The organism is Pseudomonadota bacterium (genome assembly GCA_016719885.1).
GTDB lineage: Bacteria > Pseudomonadota > Gammaproteobacteria.
Map to the genome: position 1 here is coordinate 348,492 of JADJYF010000026.1, position 15,583 is coordinate 364,074.

A 15,583-nucleotide genomic window follows, 5' to 3' on the forward strand; every position below is an offset into this window, starting at 1 on the left:
CCTGATGGTGTAGCGACGCAGGACGGCCGGGGCCGACCGACCCTCCGCGCTACACCGCGCCTCACTCCCCCACCATGACGGCAATCAACATCATTTCGGCGCTGCTGCTGGTTGCCTTGATAGTGCTGCTGGTGCCGCGCGCACGTCAGATGATGCACGAGTCCCCGGCCGCGCAGCCCGGCGATTGGCAGGGTTTCGTCCTGCCGCTGGTTGCCGTGGCCTTGTTCGTGGTGCTGCTGATGAAGCTGGTCTAGCGCGTCGGCGTCAGCGCTTCCAATCCACCCATATAGCCACGCAGCGCCTCCGGCACGGTGACGCTGCCATCGGCCTGCTGATAGTTCTCCATGACGGCAATCAGCGTGCGGCCGACCGCGAGTCCCGAACCGTTCAAGGTGTGCAGCAGTTCGGGCTTGCCGGTCTCGGGGTTGCGCCAGCGCGCTTTCAGGCGACGCGCCTGGAAATCGAGGAAGTTGCTGCACGAAGAGATCTCGCGGTAGCGCTCCTGCGCCGGCAGCCACACTTCGAGGTCGTAGGTCTTGGCCGACGAAAAACCCACGTCGCCGGCGCACAAGGCCATGACCCGGTAGGGCAGCCCCAGGCGCTGCAGGATGACCTCGGCATGGCCGGTCAGGGTTTCGTGCGCGGCCCATGAGTCCTGCGGGCGCACCATCATCACCAGTTCGACCTTCTCGAACTGGTGCTGGCGGATCATGCCGCGCGTGTCCTTGCCGTAGGAGCCGGCCTCGCTGCGGAAGCACGGGCTGTGGCATACGTAACGCGTTGGCATCTGTGCGTCTTCGAGGATGGTGTCCTGCACGAGGTTGGTGACCGGCACTTCGGCGGTCGGGATCAGGAAGAAGCCCTGGGTCGGGATCTCGAACAGGTCTTCCTTGAATTTCGGCAACTGGCCGGTGCCGCGCATGCTGCGCGCATTGACCATGAACGGCACGTAGACCTCACGGTAGCCGTGCTCGCGCGTGTGGATGTCGAGCATGAACTGGATCAGCGCGCGCTGCATGCGCGCCACGTCGCCCGACAGCACCGCGAACCGCGCGGCGGCGATCTTGGCGCCGGCGTCGAAATCGATGCCGGCCAGCATCTCGCCGAGTTCGACGTGGTCGCGCGGCTTGAAGTCGAACACGCGCGGCGTGCCCCAGCGCCGCTCCTCGCGGTTGAATTCCTCGTTGGGGCCGTCGGGTACCGAGCCATCGAGCAGGTTGGGCAAGCCCAGGGCAAAGGCCTCGAGTTCTTCCTGGGTCTGTTCCAGCAGGGCCTGGTTGGTTTTCAGCTCCTCGCCGAGACGCGCAACGTCGGCGCGCACCGCTTCGATATCCTCGCCCCGCGCCTTGGCCTCGCCGATGGCCTTGCTGCGACGATTGCGCTCGGCCTGCAGGTTCTCGGTGGTGGTCTGGTACTGCTTGCGGGCAGCCTCCAGGCGCGCCAGCGTGTCGACATCGAGTTCAAAGCCACGCCGGGCGAGCGCGGTGCGCACGGTTTCGACTTGGGTGCGCAACAGTTGTGGGTCGAGCATCGGAATTCCTGTGTGCTGGAGACGGACATGCGCGCGAGGCCGCCCGAGCGGCGCCAGCGCAGGCGCGATGATAACAATCCGCGCCGGGCCATGCCCGCTCGAAGCCCTGCCGCGTGTCGGCACGAGTCCGTTAGAATCCGGGCTTGACCGTTCAGCCAGGCGCGGCACGCTGACAGCATGAGCTTCAATTCCATCATTGCGGTGTTCGTCGGCGCCGGCATCGGCGCCTGCCTGCGCTGGTGGCTGGGGCTGGCGCTGAACCCGGTCTTTCCGACTTTGCCCTTCGGCACGCTGGCGGCCAATCTCATCGGCGGCTACCTGGTGGGCGTGGCAGCCATCGGGCTGTCGGTCAAATCGGGACTGCCACCCGAGATGCGGCTGCTGGTCATCACCGGTTTTCTCGGCGGGCTCACCACCTTCTCGACGTTCTCGGCCGAGGTCGTCACGCTCCTGCAAAGAGGTCAGCTGGGCTGGGCACTGGCGAGCGCGGGAGTGCATCTCGGCGGCTCGCTCACGCTCACCTGGCTGGGCATGCTGAGCGCACGCTGGTGGTGGCGCGGTGCACTGTAGGCACGACGCGCGCGACGGGCTTCAATCGGCGCGCTTGCCGCGTATACGCGCGAGCTTTTCCGCTATCTGGATCTCGAGGCCGCGATTGACCGGCTCGTAATAGACACGTTCGCCCATGGCGTCGGGGAAATAGGTCTGGCCGGCGGACAGGCCGTCCTGCTCGTCGTGGTCATAGCGATAACCGGCGCCGTGGCCCATGCTCTTCGCGAGCGAGGTCGGCGCGTTGCGGATGTGGGCCGGCACCGGATCGGAGCCGCGACTCTTCACTTCCGCCATGGCGCTGTTGAAGGCCGCGTAGACCGCGTTGCTCTTGGGCGCGCAGGCGCAATAGACCAAGGCCTGGGCAATGCACAACTCCCCTTCCGGCGGCCCGAGACGGCGAAATCCTTCCCACGCATCGATGGCCAGGCTCAAGGCACGCGGATCGGCGTTGCCGACATCCTCGCTCGCCATGCGCACCACGCGCCGCGCGATGTAGGCCGGGTCGCAACCGCCGTCGAGCATGCGCGCGAACCAGTACAGCGCGGCATCGGGATTGGAACCGCGCACCGACTTGTGCATGGCCGACATCTGGTCGTAGAAATCGTCCTGGCGCTTGTCGAAGCGCCGGATCTCGGCGCCCTCCACCGCCTGCTTGACAGCGCGCTCGCTGATCTCGCGGCCATCGCCCAGCGACAACGCCAGTTCCAGCAGGTTGAGCGCGCGACGCGCGTCGCCGTCCGCCACTTCGGCGAGACGCCGCCGCAGCGGCTCGGCCATGGCCACCGCCGGCCCGCCGCCGACGCCGGCCAACGCGCGATCGATGACCTGGCGCACCGCGTCGGCCGGCAGCGAACGCAAGGCATACACGCGCACGCGCGACAGCAAGGCGTTGTTGAGCTCGAACGCAGGGTTCTCGGTGGTGGCGCCGATGAAGGTGATGGTGCCGTTCTCTATGTGCGGCAGGAAGGCATCCTGCTGCGACTTGTTGAAGCGATGCACCTCGTCGACGAACACCGCGGTGGCGCGCCCCATGGCTTTCCACTGCTCGGCCTGTTCGACCGCCGCGCGAATGTCCTTCACGCCGCACAGCACCGCCGACAGCGGCACGAACTCGGCCTTGGCGTTGACGGCCAGCATGCGCGCGAGCGTGGTCTTGCCGGTCCCGGGCGGGCCCCACAGCACCATCGAATGCAGCGCGCCTTCTTCGAGCGCGCGGCGCAAGGGCTGCCCTTCGCCCAGCAAGTGTTGCTGGCCTTGGAAATCGGCCAAGGTGGTGGGGCGCAGTTGATCGGCGAGCGGCGGCATGGCGTCCTGATAGCACAGCCACGCGGCCAGGAACAAGCGTGAACGGTTATAGTGACGCCCACGTCCCGCCCAAGCATGGAAAGTCGCGTGCAGAATCCAGCGCAACCCGAACTCGAGATCACAGGCTCGCGCCAGCTCACCGCGTGGCTGGCGGAGCACAAGCTGTCGTTCACCTTCACCACCTACCAGGCCGGCAAGCTGTTCCTGATCGGTCTGCAGAACGATGGGCGCCTGTCGGTATTCGAGCGCACCTTCAATCGCTGCATGGGCCTGGTGGCGCATGGTCGTTCGCTATGGATGAGCACGCTTTATCAACTATGGCGCTTCGAGAACAGCCTCGACGCCGGCCAGCAGTACCAGGGCTATGACGCCCTGTACGTGCCGCGCCTGGCCTACACCACCGGCGACCTGGACATCCACGATCTCGGCATCGATGCGGACGGCGAGCCGCTGTTCGTCAACACCCTGTTCGGCTGTTTGGCACGCCCCAGCGCCACCGCCAGTTTCGTGCCGGTATGGCGCCCACCGTTCATATCGCGCCTCGCGGCGGAAGATCGCTGCCATCTGAACGGCCTCGCGATGGAGGCCGCACAACCGCGCTACGTCACCGCCGTCAGCCGTTCCGACGTCGCCGACGGCTGGCGCGACCGGCGCACCAACGGCGGCCTCGTCATGGACGTCGCGAGCAACACGGTGGTATGTGAAGGATTATCCATGCCGCACTCGCCGCGCCTTCACCAGGGGCGGCTGTGGGTGTTGAACTCGGGCGCCGGCGAGTTCGGCTATGTCGACCTCGCACGCGGCGTATTCGAAGCGGTGGCGTTCCTGCCGGGTTACCTGCGCGGCCTGGCCTTCTGCGGCGATTTTGCCCTGGTCGGGCTGTCGACCTGCCGCGAGAATCGCACCTTCTCGGGACTCCCGCTCGATGCCGAACTCGCGCGCCGCGATGCCGAGCCGCGCTGTGCGATTGCGGTGGTGGATCTGCGCAGCGGCGATGCCGTGCACTGGCTGCGCATCGAAGGCTTCGTGCGCGAACTCTACGATGTCGCGGTGCTGGAAGGCGTGCAGCGGCCGATGGCGCTGGGCTTCAAGTCGGACGAGATCCGCCGCCACATCGTGGTCGGCAGTTGAGCTTGGCCGATCAAGGCGCGCCGCCGGTGACCACGTCCACGCCAGCGGGCGGCGTGAATTCGAACAGGCTGGCCGCGAGCGGCGCATTGCGCCTGACCGCATCGAAACGCAGCACGGTGGTCTGACCCAGGTTGTCCTTCAAGCGCATGGCTTTCACGTCGCCATCGGCCAGCCCCAGTTCCACCTGCTGGAACTGCGTGGTCGCGTCCTTGGGCGTGAGGCCGTACCAGTCGACGCCGTCCTTCACACCGATGTGCCGCACCGCGTAGCGCGTGGTGACTTCGAACTCCGCGCTCAGCAATTCGGCGGGCGTGCCGGGCGCGCCGCCCGCCACGTCATTGACCGTGACCTGCGCCAGATCCTCGTCGTAGATCCACAGCTTGTGGCTGTCCGAGACGATGACCTGCTTGTAAGGATCAAGATAATTCCAACGGAAGCGACCCGGGCGCTCGATGTTGCAATCGCCGTGGGCGGTTTCCAGCAGTTCCCCGGTTTCGTCGAAGCGCTGCTGCTCGAAGCTTGCCGTGTAGGAATGAAGCGTATCGAGGTATTCGACGATGGGCGCGGTGTCGTCGCCGCGCACCTGGGCCGCCATCAGCGACGCGCCGAGCAGCAGCACGGCGCGCCACTCGCGCATGGCCGGCAAGCGCGCCATCAATCCTTGGGCGGCGGCGGCGCCAGCACTTCGCGGCTGCCGTTCGATTGCAACTCGCCCACCACGCCCGCGCGCTCCATTTCCTCGACCATGCGCGCGGCGCGGTTGTAGCCGATCTTGAGTCGACGCTGGATGCCCGACACCGAGGCGCGCCGCGACTCGGTCACGATGCGCACTGCCTGGTCATAGAGTTCGTCCTGTTCACCATCGCCGTATTCCGCACCCGGCGCGCCGCCCGCGCCGCCGTCCTCGAAGCCGTCCATCGGCCCGTTCAGGATGGCGTCGATGTATTCCGGCGTGCCGCTCGCGCGCAGTCGCTCGACCACCTTGTGCACTTCGTCGTCCGACACGAATGCGCCATGCACGCGCTGCGGGATCGCGGTGCCGGGCGGCAGGTAGAGCATGTCGCCGTGGCCGAGCAGCGTTTCGGCGCCCTGCTGGTCGAGGATGGTGCGCGAGTCGATGCGCGACGACACCTGGAACGCGATGCGACTGGGAATATTGGCCTTGATCAAACCAGTGATGACATCCACCGACGGACGCTGGGTGGCGAGGATGAGATGGATGCCGGACGCACGCGCCTTCTGCGCGAGGCGCGCAATCAATTCTTCGACCTTCTTGCCGACCACCATCATCATGTCGGCGAGCTCGTCGATGATCACGACGATGTAAGGCAGGCGCGCGAGATCCGGCGGCGGGCCGGCTTCCGGATCGAACACGCGGTAGGTAGGGTCGGGAATGGGCGTGCCCTTCTCGAGCGCTTCCTCGACCTTGCGGTTGTAGCCGCCGATGTTGCGCACGCCGAGCGCCGCCATGAGCTTGTAGCGACGCTCCATTTCCGCCACGCACCAGCGCAAGGCGTTGGCGGCTTCCTTCATGTCCGTGACGACCGGCGCGAGCAGGGCCGGAATGCCTTCGTAGACCGACAATTCGAGCATCTTCGGGTCGATCATGATGAGCCGCACGTCGGTCGGCGCCGACTTGTACAAGAGGCTCAGGATCATGGCGTTCAGCGCCACCGACTTGCCGGCGCCGGTGGTGCCCGCCACCAGCAGGTGCGGCATGCGCCCGAGGTCGACCACCGTCGGCTGACCGGCGATGTCCTTGCCGAGCGCCATGGTCAGGTGCGAACTGCTGCGCTCGTAGACGTCGGATTTCAGGATGTCGGACAGCGCGACGATTTCACGCTGTTCATTGGGAATTTCGAGGCCGATGCAGGTCTTGCCCGGAATGACTTCGACCACGCGCACGCTGACCGTCGACAACGAACGTGCGAGATCCTTGGCCAGCCCGGTGATGCGGCTGGCCTTGATGCCGGGCGCCGGCTGCAGTTCGAAACGCGTGATCACCGGGCCGGGATGCACCGCCACCACTTCGACTTCGATGTTGAAATCGCGCAGTTTCATCTCGACCTGGCGCGACATCGCCTCCAGGGCTTCGGCGGAGTAGCCGCCACCGCGCACCACCGGCGTATCGAGCAGGCTCAGTTCCGGCAGTTCGGTCGGTTCGCGATGCCCGAACAGGGCTTCCTGGCGCTCGCGCTCCACGCGCTCACTGGGCGGCGGTGCGACGATGCGCGGCTCGATGCGGGTCGGCGCGCGCTGCTCGATCTTCTCGATTTCTTCCTTGACGATGGCCACGCGCTCACGCTTGGCGCGCCAGCCGCGGCTGTAATCCACGAAATCGTCGCGCCTGAGCGCGGCCCAGTCCCACGCCCGCAGCGCATAGTCGCCGAGGGTGTCCATCAGCCACAGCCAGGACAGGCCGGTGAACAGGGTGAAACCGGTGAAAAAGGCCGCGATCAGCAGCAGGCAGCCGCCCGTCACGCCAAAGCCTCCGAACGCCGCGCTGCCCACCACGTGGCCGAGAATGCCGCCGGAATCGTGCGGCAGTTCGGCGACGGTGCCGCTGGCACGTACCCAGAACAGGCCGCAGCCCGTGACCAGCGTGCACACGAATCCGACGAAGCGCACACTCATGTGAAAGTAATCGGCGAAAAAATCCTCGGCGCCTTCGCGGTACACGACCCAGGCGCTGAACACCACCATCAGGGGGAACAGGTAGGCAAACTGGCCGAACAGGTACAGCGCGATGTCGGCTATCCAGGCCCCCACCAGGCCGCCCTGGTTATGGATGACGCTGTCGGTGCCGGTATGGGACCAGCCCGGATCCGCCGGGTGATGGGTCCACAGGGCAATCAAGACGAACAGCGAAACACCGCCCAGCGCGATGAGGGCGGCCTCGCGCAGGCGCTGAACCGCCTGGCGGGTGATGGAGAGGGTGAAATCGGATTCCTTGCTGCGGACCGCGTGCGTCATGGCGTTGATACTGTTGATCCGATAGATCCAATAAGCGGCTGTTATGTAAAGAAAAGCAATAGTATCTCGGAATCTGCATGAACTCCAGTATGAAAGCTGAGGAAAAATCGACGATCCGGCCCCGACATCGGGCGCGCTGGCTGTGGCTCGCGGTGGCCGTGGCGCTGCTCGCATACAGCGCCGTATGTGCCGGTTTCTACCTGTGGCAGAACCGCCTGGTGTTCAAACCCGACACCGCGGTCACCGCCACCCCGGCGCGTGACGGACTGGCCTACGAAGCGCTGCGCCTGCAGGCGGCCGATGGCACCCGCCTCGCGGCCTGGTACGTGCCGGGCCGCTCCGATGGCCGCCAGGTGCTGCTGCTGCACGGCAACGGCGGCAACATTTCGCGCTACCTGCGCACCGTGGCGGTGCTGCACGGTCTCGGGCACAGCGTGCTGGCCCTCGATTACCGCGGCTACGGCGCGAGTTCGGGCACGCCCTCCGAGCACGGCCTTTACCAGGACGCCGCCGCGGCATTCGATTACCTGGTCGAGCAGCGCCAGGTGCGGCCGGCCGACATCGTCGTCTACGGTCGTTCGCTGGGCGGCGCGGTCGCGACCTGGCTGGCCGCCGAGCGGCGGCCCGGCGCGCTGGTCGTCGAATCGACCTTCACGCGCCTCGGCGACGTCGGCAGCTATCGCTATCCGTGGCTGCCGGTGCGCCTGCTGTCGCGCAACTTGTTCGACTCGGTGGCGCGCATCGCCGACGTGCGCTGCCCGATACTGGTCGCGCACGGCGCCACCGACACCACCGTGCCGCAGGCTTTCGGTCGTGCCCTCGCCGCGGCGGCCGGCGCGCGCGCGACCTTCATCGCCCTGCCGGGCGGCCACAACGACGCCTTCATTCAAGGTGGAAGCGCTTATTACCGACAACTCGATCAGTTCCTGCGCCATGGGCGCTTGATTGACCCCTAGTCGCGCATCTGCGAGATTGACCTAGTTCCGACCCCCGACTGCCTCAAGCCCAGATTCGTGAAGATCCAGTTTTTCTCCGACGTCCACCTGGAATTCGGTCCCGCCCCCCTGCCCCATACCGATGCGGACGTCATCATCGCGGCCGGCGACGTGAACGTCGGCGCCAGCGGCGTGGCGTGGCTGAAAGCCAGCGGTAAACCGACCATCTACGTGGCCGGCAACCACGAGTACTACGGCGGCGACCTACACGAAGTGCAGGGCGAGATCCGCGCCGCCGTGGCCGGCAGCGCGGTGCGCTTCCTGGAATGCGACAGCGCGGAAATCGACGGCGTGCGTTTCCTCGGCACCACCCTGTGGACCGACTTCATGGGCGGCGATCAGGAAGTCATGGACAACCTGCGCGAGAACATGAACGACTACCAGCAGATCACCTATCGCGGCCGGCTGCTGGAGCCGGGCGATCTGGCCGACATCAACCGCGCATCACGCGCTTGGCTGGAAGATCAGTTGGCCAGCGGTTTCGCCGGCCCGACCGTGGTGGTGACCCACCACGCGCCGCTGTTCGCCAGTTGGCGCGCCAATCCCGGTTCATTGTTCAAGGCCGCCTACTGCAACGACCTGAGCCGCCTCGTCCAGCAGTATCCCATCGCGCTATGGGTGCACGGCCACGTGCACGCGCGCTCGGACTACCAGGCCAACGACCTGCGCGTGGTATGCAATCCGCGTGGCTACGACGGCTATCAACTGGTCGACGGTTTCGATATCACGCGCTTCGTCGAAGTGGACTGAGCGCCGCTCCGTCGCCAGCGGGCGAGCGTGGGTATGCTAGGATTCGGCGTCCGCTTTCAATCAACGTCTGCAACATCGACATGGCCGCCAAGAAGACCTACCGCATCAGCTTTCTCAACCAGGGCAAGGTCTACGAGATCTACGCGCGCAACGTACATCAGAGCGGGCTGTTCGGTTTCATCGAGGTCGAGAAGATCCTGTTCGGCGAGAAGTCCACGCTGCTGGTCGATCCGTCCGAAGAACATCTGAAATCGGAATTCAACGGCGTCAGCCGCACCTATATCCCGATGCATTCCGTGATCCGCATCGACGAAGTCGAGAAGACCGGGACCGGCAAGATCACCCGCGCGGAGGGCAGCAGTGACAAGGTCGCACCCTTTCCTGTGTTCGCACCCGGCCACGAATCGCCCAAGTCCTGACGCGCCGCGGCCACCGCGAGCGCTGCTGGCGGCGCTGGCCCTGCTGCTGCCGCTGGCGGCCAGCGCGGCGCTGTGGAACGTGCGGCCGGCGCCGGAAGCCAAGGCCTATCCCTGGGCAGTGGTCAGCAGCGCGGCCGGCGACGAGCTGGCGGTGTATCGCGGCAAGGACAACCAGGTGCACCTGCGTTTTTCGATCGCCGGCACCTTCAATCGCCTGGCGCCCAGCCACTGCCCGACCTTCCAATTCGACGGCGCATCGCCGCTCTATCACCTGCCGCTCGACCAGACCTGTCACGTCGACAAGAAGCACGCGCTGATCGATCTCGGCGCGGTGCGCAACCGCGTGCTGGTGTCGGCGGCGGTCGACCAGCTCATGAACGGCACGCAAATCGAATTCCGCTACCAGAGCGCCGACGGCGGCTACCACGAAGCGGATTTTCCCTTGAAGGGCTCGTCGGCGGCCATCCGTCGCGCGCTCGGACGCGACGTACGCGTGCGCGCCAAGTAGCGCGAGCCCGCGATCGATGCTGCGCGTCACGGTGCTCGAATCGCTGGCCGCCGTCGAGGCCGGCGCCTGGGACGCGCTGGTGGGCGACCATCCTTTCCTGCGGCATGGCTTCCTGCACGGGCTCGAGGCCACCCATTGCCTGGAACCGCAGGGCTGGTATTCACAGCATCTCGTGGTCTACGACGGCGATGCCCTGTGCGGCGCGCTGCCGCTGTACCTGCGCGACAACTCCTACGGCGAATTCGTATTCGACTGGAGCTGGGCCGAGGCCTACGAGCGTGCCGGCGGCCGCTACTATCCAAAGCTGGTGAGCGCCATCCCCTTCTCACCGGTAACCGGGCCGCGCCTGTTGATCGACCCGCGCCATGGGCAGCGCGCCGACATCGCCAGGCTGCTCATCGGCACCGCCGTCGACGCGGTCGAGAGCAACGAGCTGTCGTCCTTTCACTGCCTGTTCCCGGCGGAATCGGAACTCGCGGCCTTCGACGACGCGCGTCTCATGCGGCGCCTGGGTTGCCAGTACCACTGGTTCAACCATGACTATCGCGACTTCGATGATTTCCTGGCCTCGCTCAATTCCAAGAAGCGCAAACAGATCAAGCGCGAGCGCCGCATCGTCGCCGAGCAGGATGTCGATATCGAGGTGCTGACCGGCGCCGACATCGACAGCGAACACTGGCGCGTGTTTCACCGCTTCTACTGCTCGACCTTCGAACGCAAGTGGGGCGAACCGCGCCTCACCGAGGAGTTTTTCCAGACCCTGGAACAACGCCTGCCAGGCAGCGCGGTGCTGATCATGGCGCGCAGCGGCGGGCGCTACGTGGCCGGCGCGTTTGCCTTGAAGAGCGACAGCGTGCTGTATGGCCGTCACTGGGGCTGCAACGCGCAGTTCGACAACCTGCATTTTGAGCTGTGCTACTATCAAACCATCGCATATTGCATCGAGCACGGGCTCACCAAACTCGATGCCGGCGCGCAAGGCGAACACAAACTCGCGCGCGGTTTCATCCCGGTCAGCACCTGGTCCACGCACTGGATCCGCGAGCCAGGCTTTCGCAGGGCGGTTGGCGACTTTCTGAAGCGCGAACGCCAGGCGATGGAGTTGCACATGCAGGAATTGTCCGCGCATGTCGCGTTCAAAGCCGAGTCATAGTGCCGCGGCTGCGCGCGCCATGAACAGCCAGCGCTTCCAGGAACCCTTGTACTGGGTCGGCTCGCGTCGCATGGCCACCGACTTCCCGCCACTCGATCAGGCGTTGGATGAACCTAACGGCCTGCTCGCCATCGGCGGCGACCTGTCGGTCGCGACCCTGCTCAGCGCCTACCGGCGCGGCATCTTTCCCTGGTACTCGGCCGGGCAGCCGATACTGTGGTGGTCGCCCGATCCGCGCACCGTGCTGTTGCCGGCCGCGATGCATGTCTCGCGCAGTCTCGCCAGGAGCATGCGCAAGGGCGGCTTCGAAGTGACGGTCGACCAGGATTTCGCCGCCACCATCGACGGCTGCGCGGCGCCGCGCGACAGCGAAGCCGGCACTTGGATCACCACCGAAATGCGCAGCGCCTACCTCGCGCTTCATGCCGAGGGGCACGCGCACAGCATCGAGTACTGGCGCGACGGTGAATTGCGGGGCGGGCTGTACGGCGTGGCCGTCGGTCGCGTGTTCTTTGGCGAGTCGATGTTCTCGCGTGAACGCGATGCGTCGAAAATCGTGCTCGCGAAGCTGTGTCGCTGGTTGTGCGCGTGGCGCTACGCGATGCTCGATTGCCAGATGCACACCGCGCACCTCGCGAGCCTCGGCGCGCACCCGATGCCACGCGTCGAATTCGAGGCGCAGGTGACCGCGCTGGTTGCCGAGGCGCCGGCGGCAGGCGCGTGGCAACCCGAGGCGCCCGCGTCATGACCGAGCCGCCCAGCGCACCCCGTCTCGGCTTTTTCACCTCGCCGCCCCACGAGTGTGGCTACCTGCCACAGCGCGAAGCGGTGACCATGTTCGCCGATCCGCGCATCAATCTCAGCGTCGATGCCTACACCTGGCTGTCGGCGCATGGCTTTCGCCGCAGCGGCACGCATGTCTATCGCCCGCACTGCGCCAACTGCAATGCCTGTATTCCGGTGCGCATCGCGGTGCCGGAGTTCGCGCCCAATCGCGCCCAGCGTCGCACCCTGGCGCGCAACGCGGACCTCGACATCCATGCGCGCGCGCCGCGCTTCGAGCGCGAGCAGTTCCATCTCTACGAGCGCTACCTGAAGGCGCGCCATCCCGATTCGCACATGGATTCGACCAATCCCAGCGCCTACATGAGCTTTCTGACGGCGCTGTGGTGCGACACCACGTTCTACGAGTTTCGCCGCGCCGAGGAGCTGCTGGCGGTGGCGGTGGTCGACCGGCTCGGCGATGGCCTGTCATCGGTCTATACCTTCTTCGCGCCCGGCGAGGCCGAACGCAGCCTGGGTCGCCTCGCGATCCTCAAGCAGGTGGAATGGGCCGCCGCCATGGGCCTGCCATGGGTCTACCTCGGCTACTGGATCCGAGACTGCCGCAAAATGGCCTACAAGCACGAATACGCGCCGCTCGAGTTCTACGTGGGCGGCGAATGGACGCGCGACCCCGAGCGGGTCTGATTCCGCCCCCCCTATCCGGGCTTGGCCGTCCCAAGTGATTGAGGCACAATGCCGCCCACTCGCGCGCCTGCCATCCGGCGCACCACCCGGAGACCAACCAACAGAGCAATATGGCAAAAGAAGATCACATCGAAATGCAGGGCAAAGTCGTGGAGACCCTGCCCAACACCATGTTCCGCGTCGAACTCGAAAACGGCCACCTCGTCACCGCCCACATCTCCGGCAAGATGCGCAAGAACTACATCCGCATCCTGACCGGCGACCAGGTCACTGTCGAACTGACCCCTTACGATCTGTCCAAGGGCCGCATCACCTACCGCGCCCGTTGAGTTCCGGCAGACGCGCCGCACTCGCGCGTTCCAGCATACCGGCCAGGATCACTCCCACCCCCAGCGCTATCAAGCGTGCCGAGCGCTCGTACGCCCGTCGCGAGCGGCCATAGGGATCGGCAATCTCGAGCCTGCGCCCGCCCCTGCCCGACGGCAGCAAATCGAGTTCCCCGGCGTAGTCGCGCGGCCGGATCTCGCGCAGGAAGTCCAGGTGTCCGCTGTCCAGGGCATAGATGAATTCGAAGCGCGCGAAGTCAGCCTTGTCGAACGTGCGTGCGCGGTGTGCGCCGATGTCGACACCATAGGATGCCGCAACCTTGAGCGCGTTGGCGGTCGGCGGCGCATCGACCACCGCGTGTATGCCGGCCGACTCGACCGTGTGCAAGCCGGCCTGGCCCGCTTCACGCAGCCCCGCCATCAGCATGCCTTGCGCCATGGGCGAGCGACAGATGTTGCCGGTGCAGACGAACAGGATATTGGACATCGAGGGCTTCCCATTCAGGCGCTGACGCCCGCTCGCCACGCGGCGCGGTCGGGTCAGGCGCGGTCTTCGCGCAGGCGTTGCAGATCGGCCGGCGTATCGACGCCGATGCCGCAAGGCTCGAGCGCGTCGGCGGCGATGATACGCGCGCCGAACCCCAAGGCGCGCAATTGTTCGAGGCTTTCCACGCGCTCGAGTTCGCCTGGCGGCGTGGCGACGAAACGCGCGAGGAAGCCGACCCGGTAGGCATAGATGCCGACATGGCGCCGGTACAGCGCAAGATGCGCGGTGTCGGTCTGCCCGGCGGCGAATTCATCGCGACTCCAGGGGATGGTCGCGCGGCTGAAATAGAGCGCGCGGCGGCGGTCGTCGCGTACCACCTTGACCACGTTCGGATCGAACAAGTGCGCGGCGGCCAGCGGCTCGCACACCGTCGCGATGTCGCACCCAGGCTCGGCCGCCAGCAGCGCGACCTGGCGAATGACCGCCGCCGGCATGCGCGGCTCGTCGCCCTGCACGTTCACGATCACCTGGTCCTCGGCCTCGCCACGCTGGCGCGCCGCCGCCGCGATGCGATCGCTGCCGGACGGCAATGCCGGCGCGGTCATGCAGGCGGTGGCGCCGAACGCGCGTGCCGCCGCGGCGATGCGCTCGTCGTCGGTGGCAATCACCACTTCCGCCGCGCCGCTCGCCACGGCGCGCTCGTAGACATGCTGGATGAGCGGCTTGCCGTGGATCTCGAGCAAGGGTTTGCCGGGCAGGCGGGTGGCGCCGTAGCGCGCCGGGATATAAACCTTGAACGTCATGCCGACAGGCGCGCCACTTCCTCTTCGCTCAATTCGCGCGCCTCGTCTTCGAGCATGACCGGAATGCCATCGCGGATCGGATAGGCCAGGCGCGCCGATTTCGAGATGAGCTCGTCGCGCTCGCGATCGTAAATCAGCGGTCCCTTGGTGACCGGACACACCAGCAGGTCAAGCAGCTTCTTGTCCATCGAACACCTCTTGCAACAGGGTCTTGAAGCGCCGTTCGAACACCTCGGGCAGCTCCACGTCTATCGGCACGTACCACAGCCGTGCATCGTTGAAATGCTCGCATTTGACCGCGTCCTTCTCGGTCATGACAACGGGCAGGTCGTCACCGAAGTCGAGATCCTCGCGCACGAACGGATGATGATCCGGAAACACGTGCTGGGTGATGCGGAATCCGTTGCGCTTGAGCAGCGCGAAGAAACTGTCGGGGTTGCCAATCGCCGCGACCGCGTGCACCTGTTTGGTCGCGAACTCCGCGAGCGTGAACGTTTGCTCGGGATGTCCGACCCGGTGCACGTGGCTGGCGAGGTAGCGCATGGCGAACTCACCGCGCGCGGCCAGGCCATTGGTGACCACCAGGTCGACCGCGGCCAGGCGCGTCTGCGGCTCACGCAATGGCCCGGCGGGCAGGCAATGGCCATTGCCGTAGCGGCGCACGCCGTCCAGCACCGCGATTTCGAGGTCGCGCGCCAGCGCGTAATGCTGCAGGCCGTCATCGCACACGATGATGTCGACGCCGGCATGCTTGAGCAGCGCGGCGATGTCGTCGCCGCGCCGCGGGCCGACCGCCACCGGCAGGCCAGTGCGACGCGCCAGCAGCAAGGCTTCATCGCCGACCGCCACCGCGTCACTGTCGGCGCGCACCTGCTGCGGCCAACTGCGCGCCGCGCCGCGATAACCGCGCGCCACGATGCCGGGCTTGAAACCGTATTCCTCGAGCTTGCGCGCCAGCCAGATCACCAGCGGCGTCTTGCCGGTGCCGCCGACCGTGATGTTGCCGACCACGATCACCGGCACCGGCGCGCGGTAGACGTTCAGCAGGCGCGATTCGTAGACCGTGCGTCGCAGCGCCGTCACGCCGCGATACAGCCAGGTCAAAGGCATGAGCGCGAGGCGCGCGGGATGGCGGCCGTACCAGATGTCGTCGACCAGGTTGCGCAGCGTGTCGTTCATC

General features: G+C 66.3%; 19 protein-coding genes. 11 read left to right on the forward strand and 8 right to left on the reverse strand.

Translation table 11 applies throughout. The features are described from left to right. Nucleotides 1-74 precede the first annotated feature (74 nt). On the forward strand, nt 75-254 hold the full coding sequence (locus IPM80_22325) for a hypothetical protein (protein ID MBK8961082.1): 180 nt from the start codon (nt 75-77) through the stop codon (nt 252-254). Here the strand turns inward: IPM80_22325 and serS are convergent. After that, entirely contained in the window at nt 251-1,531 is a 1,281-nt protein-coding gene (gene serS / locus IPM80_22330; GenBank protein MBK8961083.1) for a serine--tRNA ligase, read from the reverse strand. The two genes, IPM80_22325 and serS, sit on opposite strands and share 4 nt — an antisense overlap. Nucleotides 1,532-1,708: 177 nt before the next feature. On the opposite strand from serS, the gene crcB reads away from it, so the two are divergent. Further along, nucleotides 1,709-2,101 carry a fluoride efflux transporter CrcB gene (gene crcB / locus IPM80_22335; protein MBK8961084.1) on the forward strand — a complete coding sequence of 131 codons (393 nt, stop codon included), beginning with the start codon at nt 1,709-1,711 and terminating at the stop codon, nt 2,099-2,101. A 21-nt stretch (nt 2,102-2,122) separates the two neighbouring features. Here the strand turns inward: crcB and IPM80_22340 are convergent, their stop codons facing one another. Further along, entirely contained in the window at nt 2,123-3,388 is a 1,266-nt protein-coding gene (locus IPM80_22340) for a replication-associated recombination protein A (GenBank protein ID MBK8961085.1), read from the reverse strand. Nucleotides 3,389-3,463: 75 nt separating this feature from the next. Here IPM80_22340 and IPM80_22345 point away from each other — a divergent pair, with 75 nt between their 5' ends. Continuing rightward, the gene (locus IPM80_22345; protein ID MBK8961086.1) at nt 3,464-4,519 is read left to right on the forward strand and encodes a TIGR03032 family protein; all 1,056 of its coding nucleotides are present in this window, start codon (nt 3,464-3,466) and stop codon (nt 4,517-4,519) included. Between the two features lie 10 nt (nt 4,520-4,529). On the opposite strand, the gene lolA is transcribed toward IPM80_22345, so the two are convergent. Together lolA and IPM80_22355 are read right to left on the reverse strand one after the other, a co-directional pair. After that, nucleotides 4,530-5,174 carry an outer membrane lipoprotein chaperone LolA gene (lolA, locus tag IPM80_22350; protein MBK8961087.1) on the reverse strand — a complete coding sequence of 215 codons (645 nt, stop codon included), beginning with the start codon at nt 5,172-5,174 and terminating at the stop codon, nt 4,530-4,532. Beyond that, complete coding sequence (locus IPM80_22355) at nt 5,174-7,492, reverse strand: DNA translocase FtsK 4TM domain-containing protein (protein MBK8961088.1); 2,319 nt, start codon at nt 7,490-7,492, stop codon at nt 5,174-5,176. The genes lolA and IPM80_22355 overlap by 1 nt, the downstream gene beginning before the upstream one ends. Nucleotides 7,493-7,650: 158 nt before the next feature. On the opposite strand from IPM80_22355, the gene IPM80_22360 reads away from it, so the two are divergent. From IPM80_22360 to infA, 8 genes are all read left to right on the forward strand, one after another. Beyond that, the gene (locus IPM80_22360) at nt 7,651-8,448 is read left to right on the forward strand and encodes an alpha/beta hydrolase (protein ID MBK8961089.1); all 798 of its coding nucleotides are present in this window, start codon (nt 7,651-7,653) and stop codon (nt 8,446-8,448) included. Between the two features lie 57 nt (nt 8,449-8,505). Further along, nucleotides 8,506-9,237, forward strand: a complete 732-nt coding sequence (locus IPM80_22365) for a metallophosphoesterase (GenBank protein ID MBK8961090.1) — start codon at nt 8,506-8,508, stop codon at nt 9,235-9,237. 80 nt (nt 9,238-9,317) lie between these two features. Further along, on the forward strand, nt 9,318-9,656 hold the full coding sequence (locus IPM80_22370; GenBank protein MBK8961091.1) for a DUF1820 family protein: 339 nt from the start codon (nt 9,318-9,320) through the stop codon (nt 9,654-9,656). After that, complete coding sequence (locus tag IPM80_22375; GenBank protein MBK8961092.1) at nt 9,598-10,164, forward strand: hypothetical protein; 567 nt, start codon at nt 9,598-9,600, stop codon at nt 10,162-10,164. The genes IPM80_22370 and IPM80_22375 overlap by 59 nt, the downstream gene beginning before the upstream one ends. A gap of 16 nt (nt 10,165-10,180) precedes the next feature. Continuing rightward, nucleotides 10,181-11,317 carry an N-acetyltransferase gene (locus IPM80_22380; GenBank protein ID MBK8961093.1) on the forward strand — a complete coding sequence of 379 codons (1,137 nt, stop codon included), beginning with the start codon at nt 10,181-10,183 and terminating at the stop codon, nt 11,315-11,317. Nucleotides 11,318-11,387: 70 nt separating this feature from the next. Then, nucleotides 11,388-12,065: a leucyl/phenylalanyl-tRNA--protein transferase gene (locus tag IPM80_22385; GenBank protein ID MBK8961094.1), complete on the forward strand. Its 678-nt coding sequence runs from the start codon at nt 11,388-11,390 to the stop codon at nt 12,063-12,065. Then, nucleotides 12,062-12,787 (forward strand): arginyltransferase, encoded by a 726-nt coding sequence (locus tag IPM80_22390; GenBank protein ID MBK8961095.1) that lies wholly within the window; start codon nt 12,062-12,064, stop codon nt 12,785-12,787. The genes IPM80_22385 and IPM80_22390 overlap by 4 nt, the downstream gene beginning before the upstream one ends. A gap of 110 nt (nt 12,788-12,897) precedes the next feature. Next, nucleotides 12,898-13,116 carry a translation initiation factor IF-1 gene (infA, locus tag IPM80_22395; GenBank protein ID MBK8961096.1) on the forward strand — a complete coding sequence of 73 codons (219 nt, stop codon included), beginning with the start codon at nt 12,898-12,900 and terminating at the stop codon, nt 13,114-13,116. On the opposite strand, the gene IPM80_22400 is transcribed toward infA, so the two are convergent. From IPM80_22400 to IPM80_22415, 4 genes are read right to left on the reverse strand one after another with little or no spacing between them, the layout of a single operon-like run. Further along, nucleotides 13,097-13,600 carry a low molecular weight phosphotyrosine protein phosphatase gene (locus tag IPM80_22400; GenBank protein ID MBK8961097.1) on the reverse strand — a complete coding sequence of 168 codons (504 nt, stop codon included), beginning with the start codon at nt 13,598-13,600 and terminating at the stop codon, nt 13,097-13,099. The two genes, infA and IPM80_22400, sit on opposite strands and share 20 nt — an antisense overlap. A 53-nt stretch (nt 13,601-13,653) precedes the next feature. Continuing rightward, nucleotides 13,654-14,403, reverse strand: a complete 750-nt coding sequence (gene kdsB / locus IPM80_22405) for a 3-deoxy-manno-octulosonate cytidylyltransferase (protein ID MBK8961098.1) — start codon at nt 14,401-14,403, stop codon at nt 13,654-13,656. Next, complete coding sequence (locus IPM80_22410; protein ID MBK8961099.1) at nt 14,400-14,591, reverse strand: Trm112 family protein; 192 nt, start codon at nt 14,589-14,591, stop codon at nt 14,400-14,402. The genes kdsB and IPM80_22410 overlap by 4 nt, the downstream gene beginning before the upstream one ends. Continuing rightward, nucleotides 14,572-15,582 (reverse strand): tetraacyldisaccharide 4'-kinase, encoded by a 1,011-nt coding sequence (locus IPM80_22415; protein MBK8961100.1) that lies wholly within the window; start codon nt 15,580-15,582, stop codon nt 14,572-14,574. Before IPM80_22415 ends, IPM80_22410 begins: the two co-directional genes overlap by 20 nt. Between the last annotated feature and the right edge of the window lies 1 nt (nt 15,583).